This is a genomic window from Pseudomonas sp. G166, from assembly GCF_037027455.2.
Classification (GTDB): Bacteria; Pseudomonadota; Gammaproteobacteria; order Pseudomonadales; family Pseudomonadaceae; genus Aquipseudomonas.
Genome location: NZ_CP146985.1, coordinates 4632566 through 4644567 on the forward strand (window position 1 = coordinate 4632566; position 12002 = coordinate 4644567).

At 63.6% G+C, this 12002-nt stretch carries 2 protein-coding genes (1 of these 2 cut by a window edge); both read right to left on the reverse strand.

Going from position 1 to position 12002, the window contains the following annotated elements:
- Positions 1–3225: an amino acid adenylation domain-containing protein gene (locus SGN16_RS20270; protein WP_335944522.1), complete on the reverse strand. Its 3225-nt coding sequence runs from the start codon at positions 3223–3225 to the stop codon at positions 1–3.
- On the reverse strand, positions 3222–12002 hold the 3' portion of the coding sequence (locus tag SGN16_RS20275; protein ID WP_335944523.1) for a non-ribosomal peptide synthase/polyketide synthase. Its footprint extends 4758 nt past the window's final position; 8781 of the gene's 13539 nt are visible here — the last part of the coding sequence; the start codon falls outside the window, past its right edge; it ends in the stop codon at positions 3222–3224. Before SGN16_RS20275 ends, SGN16_RS20270 begins: the two co-directional genes overlap by 4 nt.

Consider the following 12002-nt stretch of genomic DNA (forward strand, 5'->3'; position numbering starts at 1 on the left):
TCAGCTGCCTTGCGCAGCCTTGGCGGCTTGCAGCTGTCGAGCCTGTTCGGTCAGAAGGGCCTTTTCCTCGGGACTCATCGCGTCCATGCGCAGGCGCACCTGGGCGATTTTTTCCAGCTGCCCCGGGCTGCTCTCCAGCGCCCGCAAGGCCAGGGCCAACGACGCCACGGTCGGATGATCGAAGACCAGCCCCGGATGAATGTCGCACTGCAACAACTTGCGAATACCGGCCACCAACTTGATCACCAGCAACGAATGCCCACCGGCGGCGAAGAAGTCGCGGTCGATGCCCAATCGCTGCAACCCAAGCAATTGCGCCATGCGCGCGGCGAGCAGTTGCTCCAGCGCATCGCGCGGTGCAGCATCCTGGTCATCCGCCGCCGCACCCGCTAACTGTTGCAACGCCTTGCGATCGATCTTGCCATTGGCCAGACGAGGGAACTGTTCGATCAGTTGCAGGTGCTGCGGCACCATCACACTGGGCAGGCGCGCGCTCAGCTCAGCGTGCACGGTGTCCGGCAAGCCCGCTGACAAACCCTGCTGTGCCACGACAAAGGCCAACAGGCCCTGCTCGGCCGACGCCGCCGGCAACACCAGTGCTTCGGCCACCTGCGGCAGGCGTAGAAGCTCGGCCTCGATCTCTGCCAGTTCAATGCGGAACCCACGCACCTTGACCTGCTGATCACGCCGACCGTGCAACTGGATCGCCCCGTCCGCGCGATAACGTGCCAGGTCGCCGCTGCGATACAAACGCTGCGCCGGATCGAACGGACTCTGGATGAACGCCTGCTCATCGGCCTCGGCATTCAGATAGCCCCGACACAACTGCGCACCGCCCAGGTACACCTCGCCCAGCACGCCCACCGGCGCCAAGCGCAGATCGGCATCCAGCACGTAGACCTGGTTATTACCCAGCACCTGGGTCAGCGCCGAACAATCGTCGGCAGCGCCGTGCAGTGACAACGGATGAATCATCACCCCGACCGTGGTTTCGGTCGGCCCGTAGTGGTTGAACACTCGGCAATCACTGCGCAATCGGGCGATGCGCTCGATCAACGCCGCAGGGATCGGCTCGCCACCCAGCACCAGAGTACGCGGCAGTATCGCCCGCTCACTGTCGAGCAGCGCCGCGAGGTGCGACGGCACGATCTTCAGGCAGTCGATCCGTTGCTGTTGCAGGTACCTGGCAAACAATTCGCCGTCCTGCATCTGTTCATCGCTGGCCACATGCAGGGTCGCGCCATTGAACAACGCGCCAAACAACGTCGTGTTACCCAGGTCCGCCGCCACGGTGGAACTGAAACCGACGTTTTTGCACTGGGCAAGGCCCAGTGCCTGGCTGGCTTGGGTGGTGTAGTTGAGCAATTGCCGATGCTCGATCACCACACCTTTGGGCACACCGGTGGAGCCTGACGTGAACAATACATAAGCGATGTCGTTGCCTTGGGTGGCGAGCGCTGGCAATGGCGCCGGCGACTGACTCAACTGCGCCGCTGTCAGGGCTTTATACGGCTGGTCCTGCCAGGCCGGCAGATGCGCCGCATCAGTCAGCAACAGTGCCGCGCCGGCCTGTTCCAGCATCAACGCCTGGCGCGCCTGGGGCCACTGCACATCCAGTGGCAGGTACGCCGCCCCCAAACGCCAGCTCGCCAGCATTGCAATCACCAGCTCCGCCGAGCGCGGCAATGCCAGTGCGACAATCGAACCGGCGCCCACGCCTTGGTGCTTGAGCCCCAGCGCCGCGTTATCGACCCGAGCCTGCAACTGACCGTAACTCAATTGCAGATGGGCGTCGGTCAGGGCGATGGCATCCGGTGTATGCAGCGCCAGATCGGCGATGCGCTGTGGCAGATAACGGCCATCCGCCAAGGCCTGCATCGGCGGGTTGATCGCCAATAAGCGCCGCTCCTGAGCGTGACTGAGCAGGCTGAGCTGCGCGAGTGCACGATGGGGAGCGGCCAGGATCGAGGCCAACAGCACGTTGTACTGTTCCAGCACGGCATTGGCCGAGGCTGGCGAATAACGCGAGCTGGCGTAATGCAGATTGAGCGTGACGTGCCGTTCGTTCAATTGAACCTGCAACAGCAACTCGAACGGATCTGCCGGTACAAACACGGACTCTGCGGGCGCCCAGTGCAGCCCGCCACTGTTCCCGCTGGCGCTCGCCTGCCCCAGCGTAAAGCCGTAGGCCGGGCGCGCCGCGTCCGGCGCCAGCTCCGGTGCCCAGTATTCCTGCCAGGTGCGATGGGCTTCGAGGCGCGCCGCCAACTCGTCCAACCACTCGCTGAACGACGCAGTGGCAGGCAACGAAACGCACAGCGGCAGGGTTTTCTCGAACACACCCACGGCATTGGCGAAGTATTCATAGTCGCTGCGGCTGTCATGGCGCACACCGACCAGCGCCTGCTCAAGCCCACTCAACCGTCCCAGCAACACCCACCACGCGCCTTGCAGCAGCGTGGCCAGCGGCTGGCCAAGCTGCTCGGCCAGGTTGTGCAAAGCCTCGCGTTGAGCCGGCTCCAGGCTCAGCGATACGTGGCTGTCGGCGGCACCTGTCTCACCGATGGTGCTGCGCGGCGCCAGCCATGGCGTGGCGATGTCTGCCTGCATCCCTTGCAAGTGTTGCTGCCAGTAAGCTCGTGCGCTGGCGGCGTCTTCATCCAGCACCACTTCACTGCGCCACTCCAGGTACTGGGCAAACTCGCCAGGTGCGTCGTCTTCCTCTGCCTGCCCCCCGGCGTACACTTGCTGGATGTGTTCAAGCAGCAGATTCAGCGACTGCGCATCGGCACTGGAGCGGGCGATACCCAGCACCAATTGCCATTGCCGCGGCGCCAGGCGATACAGCACGGCCTGGACGCTTTCCGATTCGCCGAGCACAAAAGCGCGGTCCATCGATTTCCTGACCTGCGCACGGACGGCCTCAGCCCGTTGCTCGCCGGCCTGTACCGTCAGCGGGAAGCGAGTGGCACCGGCGGCGGCCTGACGCAAACCATGGAAACCGGCGACTTTGCCCAGCCGCGCCAGCAGCATCGGCTGCTGTGCCAGTAGCGTATCGAACGCCACCTGCAAGCGCTGCGGGTCGAGATCGCCGTCAATGACCACCTCCAGCCAGCGCAAGGCCTGGCCACAGGTCGCCGTGCCGGGCAGTTGCTCGAGCAGCCTTTGTTGCTCGGGTGTAAGGGCGAAACCCGGGTTGTGCGCGTCCATCGTGACCTCGTTCATGCTCCGGCTTCCTCGGTATTGAGTGCGCCCTGGGCGGTTTGCCCGGCGGCCGACGGACGCTCAAGGCTGCTGCGTTCGTACATGTCGCCCATGGCGACCACGATCTTGCGTGGCCCCTCGAACGGATCGCGGGCATGGGCCACCAGCATGTTGTCGAGCAGGATCACATCGCCTTTCTGCCAGTCGAAACGCACCGCGCAGGCTTCGTACAACTCACCGATGCGCGCCATCACCTCATCTTCAATCGGTGTGCCGTCGCCGTAATACACATGCCGGGGCATGCGCTCCAGGCCGAACATCGACAGCAGGTCTTGCCGCACGTCCGGGTCCAACCAATAGATGTGATGCAATTGCACCTGATTGAAGAACGACTTCTCTCCGGTGATCGGGTGGGTGATGATCGCCGGCCCCGGCGTGCGGGTCTGCAACTCGTCGTTATCGAGCCAGCGCCATTGGATGCCACCGGCCCGGCAGCGGGCCTCCACTTGAAGGCGGTCTTCGGTCTTGAAAAAGTGCTGCCACGACACATCGAGTTTGTCGGTAAAGGTGCGCACGTAGAGCAGGCCTTTGTCTTCGAACTTCTCACGAAGGTCGGCCGGCAACCGTTCATACATCAAGCGGCAATCCACCACCGGGGTCGCCCCGCCCACAGGCGCGGCTTGCTCGCAATAGAACATCTGCTTGCGCGGCCAGCGGTCCTGATGGGAGCTCTCGTTGTGGAACAGAATCATCTTGCGCTCGGGATACGGCGTGGAACGGTAGGTGTTCTTGCCCCCCTCCTTCTTCGGCAGGTCGCCGTACTGACCATAAAGCCCTGGCTGTACCGCTTCGGCGAACGCTTCAAAACCCTGAATGCCGTCCAGCTCGAAACCGCGAAAGAGAATACCGGCGTGCTCAGCGAGCTTTTGCTCGATCAATGGCCGGTTCTGCTGGATCCACTCGATGACATCCAGATGGGGCTCACCCGGTTCCAGCATCAAGGGAAAACGTTGCGGTGCAGCCACCAGTGATTCACGCACCCGCGCCGCACGAGGCTTGGCGAGCGGTGTCACGGAACGCTTGAGAAACTTGCCCAGTTTGTCGGCCTTGGGCCCTGGGACGGTGGCAGGCGTGACGGCTGCCGCCAAGTGGTCGACTGGCATGCTGATAGCTCCCAATTGAATGTCCTGATCAGCGACGATCTGTTCCAACAGGGCTGTCCAGGCCTGAATCAGGTGCTGAATGCGCTCATGTCCGAACAAGGTTGTGGCGAATTGCCAATTGCCGCGCAATTGCCCTTCTTCTTCGTCAACGAACAACGCCATGTCGAATTTAGAATGGGTCTCCAGCGCCGGCAGGAACTCCATGTTCAACCCCGCCATGGACCGAGGGCGCACCGGTACGTTGTTCATCACGAACAGCACCTGCAGCAGTGGGTTCATCCCCTTGTGTCGCGCTACCCCCGAGGCGTCGACGATCTGGTCGAACGGCAGGTCCTGATGTTCCAGCGCGTCGAGCAGGTTGTCCTGGGTTTGCGCCAGGAAGCTGGCGAACGTGGCCTCGGCGTCCAGGCGCGAACGCAGGGGCAGCACGTTGACGAAGAAACCGATCAGCCGCTCCAGCGCCGGCTGTTCACGACCGGCCACGTCAGCGCCGACCACCAGGTCTTGCGCCTCGCTCACTCGATGCAACAACACTTGGAAAGCCGCCAGCAGCGTGCTGTACAGCGTGACCCCGGCCTCGCTGGATAACCGCCGCAATGCCTCGGTCAAACTGCTGGAAAGCTGGAACTGCAACGCATCGCCGTCATAGGACGCGGTCTGGCCCCGAGGGCTGTCCAGCGGCAGGTTCAGGCGCCCCTCGTAACCGCTGAGGCGGCGTTTCCAGTACTCGGCCTGACGCGCCAGGACGCCCTGTTCTTCCAGCGCCTGCTGCCACAACGCGAAGTCTTGGTACTGCACCTCCAGGGGTGCAAGCGGCATCGGTTTACCGGCGAGCGATGCCTCGTAGACCTGCACCAGTTCGTCGATCAACAGCCCCATCGACCAGCCATCGAAGATGATGTGGTGCATGGCGTACAACAACACATGTTCGTTCGGCCCCAGGCGCAGGATTCGCCCGCGTAACAGCGGTGCCTGCTCCAGGTCGATAGGCGTGCGGGCGTTCTCCAGCGTCGCCTGAACCACCTGCTCCTGCTGGGCAGCGGGCGAGAGGTCGGACAGATCGATCAGCGGGAAGTCCAGTTGCACCTCATCGGCAATCAACGCCAGCGGATCGCCTTCATCGTCCTGGACATATGCAGTACGGAGCACGTCATGGCGGCGCACCACTTCGGCGAAGCTGCTCATCAGGTGTTCCACCGACAACCCACCGCACAGGCGCAGCGCCATGGGCATGCCATAGGCCGACGTGCCACCGGACAATTGTTCGGCGATCCACAAACGCCGTTGCACCAACGACAGCGGTGCCGAGCGCCGCGGCCCATGGGCCTTGAGCTGAACCTTGCGGGAATCGCCCGCCCGGCCCGGTCCTTCGGCGGTGCCGGCCATCAGGACCGCCAGCGCCTTGAGCTGCGGATGATTGAACAGGTCACGCAAACTCAACGGATAACCCGTCAGCTGGCGCAAGCGTGAAACGGCCTGGGTAGCCAACAACGAGTGGCCGCCGCGTTCGAAGAAATGATCGTTGCGCCCGACCTGCTCCAGCTCCAGCACCTCTTGCCAGACACCGGCAATCTGTTGCTCCAGCGCCCCTTCGGGCGCCACGAAGCCTTGCTGCGGCTGGCTGGCATCGAAGCGAGGCAGCGCCTTGCGCTCCAGTTTGCCGTTAGGGCTCACCGGCATGCGTTCGAGCAATACCCAATGCTGCGGGACCATGTAGTCCGGCAGATGCTGGCTCAAGTGGGCCTTCAATGCCTGCTCGAATTCCTGGCCGACGTTGCCATCAGCGTTCAACAACGCCTGGGAGTGCGGCACCACATAGCCCACCAGCAGCGTGCCGTCCTGAGCGATCACCACGGTTTCGCGGACCTCGGCATGCTCGGCCAGGCGCGCCTCGATTTCACCCAGTTCGATGCGCAGGCCACGGATTTTCACCTGATGGTCCATGCGCCCGGCGTACTCGATGACGCCGTCGGCACGGTAGCGCGCCAAGTCGCCAGTACGGTACAGGCGCGCGCCGTCACCGAATGGGCTGGTGACGAAGCGCTCGGCCGTCAGCGCCGGGCGAGCATGGTAGCCGCGAGCCAGGCCTTCACCGCCCAGGTACAACTCGCCCGTCACGCCCACCGGCAACGGCGACAGGTTGTGGTCGAGGATAAACGTACTCAGATTAGCAATCGGCTGACCGATCGGCACCGCGTCGCGGCCCTCGTCCACACAGGTCCAATGGGTCACATCGATGGCCGCTTCGGTAGGGCCGTACAGGTTGTACAGGCCGGCCGCCGGCAACTTGGCGAACACCTGCAATTGGGCATCCACCGGCAAGGCTTCACCGCTGCAAATGACTCGCGTCAGGCTCTGGCAATCGCCGACTGCGGGGGCTTGCATGAAGACCTGCAACATCGAAGGCACGAAGTGCAAGGTGGTGATCTGCTGCGTGGTGATCAGCTCGATCAGTTGCTCCGGATCACGATGGGCACCCGGTGGCGCCATCACCAGGGTCGAACCGGTCAGCAACGGCCAGAAAAACTCCCAGACCGACACATCGAAACTGAACGGTGTTTTTTGCAGCACACGGTCGCTCGCGTCCAGCCGATAGGCGTCCTGCATCCAGCACAAACGGTTGACCAAGGCCGAATGCCGGTTGCCCGCACCCTTGGGTTTGCCGGTGGAGCCCGACGTGTAGATCACGTAGGCGAGGTTTTCACCATCGACCACGACCGACGGATTGGCCTCGCTGTGGCCGGCCAGCCAGTCACCCGGCTGATCCAGCACCAAGCTGCGCAAGCCCGCCGGCAGTGGCAATTGTTCCAGCAAGTGGCGCTGGGTCAGCAACAAGCCAATGCCGCTGTCTTCGAACATGTAGGCCAGGCGATCCTGTGGGTATTCGGGGTCCAGCGGCACGTAGGCGCCACCGGCCTTGAGGATCGCCAGCAGGCCGACGACCATTTCCACCGAACGCTCCGCGGCGATGCCCACCAGCACATCCGGCCCGACGCCCTGCTCCATCAGCACATGGGCCAGTTGGTTGGCCTGGGCATTGAGGGCCGCATAGCTCAGCCGTTGCCCGGCACATACCAGGGCACACGCATCAGGCGTCTTGGCCACCTGCGCTTCAATCAGTCGCTGCACACTGCAATCGAGCGGGTACGGCGTCGCGGTGGCGTTCCAAGCCTGCTGAACCTGTTGCTGTCCGGCATCGAGCAACGACAGTTGCCCCACCGAGCGCTCGCCGCCGAGCACCATCTGCTCCAGGAGATAACGCAGGGACTGGCCGATACCGGCAATGTCGTCCGGCGCGAAGCTGGCGTGGCTATAGCTCAAGAGCAACGACAGCGTGTCACCCAGATTCACCGCCAGGGTCAGTGGATAGTTGGTTTGTTCGTGATTGGCTACATCGCCGAAGCGCAACGTGTCCGGGGCGCCCTGCTGCAACGCCTGGGACACCGGATAGTTCTCGAACACCAGCAACGTGTCGAACAGCGCCGCACCGCCCTGCCCGGCCCAGCGCTGGATGTCGAACAGCGGCGTGTGTTCGTGCTCGCGCAGGCTCAGGTTGCGTCCCTGGACCTCTTGCAACCATTGGCCGATGCGCTGCTCCGCCTGCGGGCTGCCAACCAGCGGCAAGGTGTTGATGAACAGGCCGATCTGTTGCTCGACGCCGGGGATATGCGCCGGACGTCCAGCCACCGTGGCGCCAAAGGCAACCACCGACTGCCCGGTACAACGTTGCAGCAACAACTGCCAGGCCGCTTGCACCAGCGTGTTGACCGTCACTTTCTGCTCACGGGCAAAGGCATGCAGCCGCGCCGTGGCATGGCTATCGAGCACCAGCTCGTGTTCGCCGTGGCCGTCGGTTGCCTCGCCGCGATGATCCCGGGCAAAGGCCCCGGCAAGGTGGGTCGGCTCGTCCAGTTCGGCCAACTGTGCCGTCCAGAATTGCTCGCTGGCCTGTGGGTCCTGGAGCGACAACCAGTCGATGTAATCCCGGTAGCGTCCGGATGTGCGGACCGGTGCCTGGCCGCTGTAGCGTTGCAATACTTCACCGAGCAACTGCGAATTGCTCCAGCCGTCCATCAGGATGTGATGGCTGGTGTAGATCAGGTGATAGCGCTCCTCCGCCACGCGCACCACCAGCAAGCGCAACAGCGGCGCCGCATCCAGCTCGAAACCCTGCTGGCGCTGCGCCAACGCCAGGGCGTCCAAGTCCAGGGATGGATTCGCTGCGGCGCATCCATCGTGGAACAGGAACGCAACCTCCATCTGCTTGTGTACAACCTGCAGCGCCCGCTTGAAATCGCCCTCCCAGACGAAACTGCTGCGCAGCACTTCATGGGTGTCCATGGCCGCCTGCCAGGCCTGGCGGAAGCGCTCGACGTCCAGCCCTTCGACGTCAACCCGCAGTTGGTTGATGTAGTGACCGGCCTGTTGCTCATACAGCGAATGGAACAGCATGCCCTGCTGCATCGGCGACAATGGGTAGATGTCTTCGACCTGTCGCGGCACCAGCGGCAAGGCGTCCAGCTGGGCCTGGTTCAACCCGGCCAGCGGGAAGTCCGACGGTGTGAAGCCCTGATGCCGGGTCTGGCAGCAGTGTTCGATCAAGGCCTGCAATTGCTGAGCGTACTCCTGGGCCAGCCGCTGAATGGTCGACTCATCGAACATTTGCCGGCTGAAGGTCCAGTCGATGCTCAACTCGCCCGCATAGACGCTGCCGTTGAGCGTCAGCCAGTTGTCCAGCGGCGCCAGCGGGCTCTGTGGCGTGCCCGCCGGCTCGCTGGCCGGGATAAACAGCCCGTTGGCGGCATCGCTAAATCCGCTGTCGAACTGCCCCAGGTAGTTAAAGGTGATGCGTGGCATGGGCAACGCCGCGAGGGTGCGGCGTGTCTGCGCATCGCCCAGGTAGCGCAGCACACCGAAGCCGAGCCCTTTATCGGGTATTGCGCGCAGTTGCTCCTTGATCGCCTTGAGCGAATCTTCAAGGGTCGCGGCCGGGGTCAAGCGCACCGGGAACAGACTGGTGAACCAACCGACGCTGCGGCTCAGGTCCAAATCCAGTTCCAGGCTATCGAACAGCGCCTCACGGCCATGGCCCTCCAGTTGAATCAAGGTCGAGGCCTCGCCGGTCCAACGACTGATCACCCGCGCCAGCGCCGTCAACAGCAGATCGTTGACCTGGGTGCGGTAGGCCGCCGGCGCTTGCTGCAAGAGTCGTTGGGTCTGGTGCTTGTCCAGGCGCGTCTGCACCTGCGCCTCGTGACACCTGCGCAATTCACCCTCAGGCCGGTCACAGGGCAAATCGTTGCGAGCGCCCTCAAGCTGCCCTTGCCAATAAGCCATCTGCGCTTGCAGCGCCGCGCTGCCGGCATGGGTTTTCAAGCGTTGCGCCCAGGCCTGGGTGGCACTGGTCTTGGCCGGCAGTTTCGGGGCCTGGCCAGCTTGCAGTTGTGCATAAGCCTGTTGCAGGTCTTCCAGCAAAATCCGCCAGGACACACCGTCCACCACCAGGTGATGAATCACCAGCAACAACCGTTGGCTGCCATCGGCCAGGCTTGCCAATACCCCACGCAACAAGGCGCCGCTTTCCAGTTCCAGGCTACGCTGGGCTTGTTCGGCCAAGCGCTCCAGCGCCGGGGCATCGGCCACCTCGGCGGTCCACAACAGCGGTGAGCGCTGCCAAACCGCTTCTTGCTCTGTGAGGGTTTGATGGCGGGCGGTCCAGGCGTCGTTCTCGCGCACGAAGGCCAGGCGCAAGGCATCGTGGTGGGTCACCACGGCCTGCAACGCCTGCTCCAGATGCCCGGCGTGGACCGGTCTCAGCCCCTTGAGCAGCACCGACTGGTTCCAGTGATGGGGCTCGGCCATGTCCTGTTCGAAAAACAATTGCTGGAACGGCAGCAACAGCGCATTCCCCGTCACCGGGCCTTGGTCAATGCCCGGAGCGCTGTCCCCCAGGGTTGCCACGCTGGCGAGTCCCTGGATGGTCTGGTGGACGAACAGATCCTTGGGGCTGAAAAGGATCCCGGCCTGCCGGGCCCGGCTGACCACCTGGATGGAGATAATCGAGTCGCCCCCCAGCTCGAAGAAGTTGTCACTGACCCCCACTTGCTCGCGACCGAGCACGCTTTGCCAGATAGCGGCCAGGGCCTGTTCGACGGCGGTATTCGGCGCGATATAAGCCTTGGGGCTGGCATTGATATCGGCCCTGGGCAGCGCCTTGCGCTCCAGTTTGCCGTTGGGGCTGACCGGCAGTTTTTCCAGCCACACCCAGTGCTGCGGCACCATGTAGTCGGGCAAGGACTGGCTCAAATGCCCCTTGAGGCGGTTTTGCAACGCCTGGCGAACGGCGTCATCGGCGTTCAGCAGCTCAGCGCCTGCCGGCACCACGTAGGCCACCAGCAAGCTGCCGTCCTGAGCGATGACGACGGTTTCGCGCACCTCGTCATGCTCGGCCAGGCGCGCCTCGATTTCACCCAGCTCGATGCGCAGGCCACGGATTTTCACCTGATGGTCCATGCGCCCGGCGTATTCGATCACGCCATCGCTGCGGTAGCGCGCCAGGTCACCGGTGCGATACAGCCGCTGACCGTGACCAAAGGGGCCGGTCACGAAGCGTTCGGCTGTCAGCGCCGCGCGTCGATGGTAACCACGGGCCAGGCCCTCGCCCGCCAGGTACAGCTCGCCAATCACCCCCACCGGCACCGGCGTCAGCTCATCATCGAGAATGTAGGTGCCCAGGTTGGCAATCGGTTGACCAATCGGCACGCTGTCGCGACCTTCCTCGACACAGGTCCAGTGGGTCACGTCGATGGCCGCCTCGGTCGGGCCGTAGAGGTTGTACAGGCCGGCATTCGGCAGTTTGGCGAACACCTGCTGTTGGGCATCCACCGGCAGGGCTTCGCCACTGCAGACGATGCGTTTGAGGCTGGTGCATTCGGCCACCCGAGGGTCTTGCACGAACGCCTGCAACATCGACGGCACGAAGTGCAGCGTGGTGATGCGCTGCGCGGTGATCAACTCGATCAGTTGCGTCGGGTCGCGATGCACGCCCGGCGCGGCCACCACCAGGGTCGAGCCGGTCAGCAGCGGCCAGAAGAACTCCCACACCGACACGTCGAAACTGAACGGCGTTTTTTGCAGCACGCTGTCCGAGGCATCGAGCCGGTAGGCCTGCTGCATCCAGCACAGCCGGTTGACCAGGGCCGAATGACGATTGCCCGCCCCCTTGGGCTTGCCGGTGGAACCGGAGGTGTAGATCACATACGCCAGGTTTTCACCATGGACCGCGACGTCCGGATTGCTCTCGCGGCCTGGGTGCGGCCCGGCGTCCGACAGGTCCAGCACCAGGCTGCGCAGCCCGTCCGGAATCGGCAACTGTTCCAACAGATGCTGCTGGGTCAACAGCAGAGCGATGCCGCTGTCTTCGAACATATAGGCCAGGCGATCCTGTGGATATTCAGGGTCCAGCGGCACATAAGCACCGCCGGCCTTGAGAATCGCCAACAGCCCCAGGACCATTTCCACCGAACGTTCCACGGCGATGCCCACCAGCACATCCGGGCCCACGCCCTGCTCGATCAGTGTGTGCGCCAAGCGATTGGCCCGGGCGTTGAGCTCGGCGTAGCTCAGGCGTTGCTC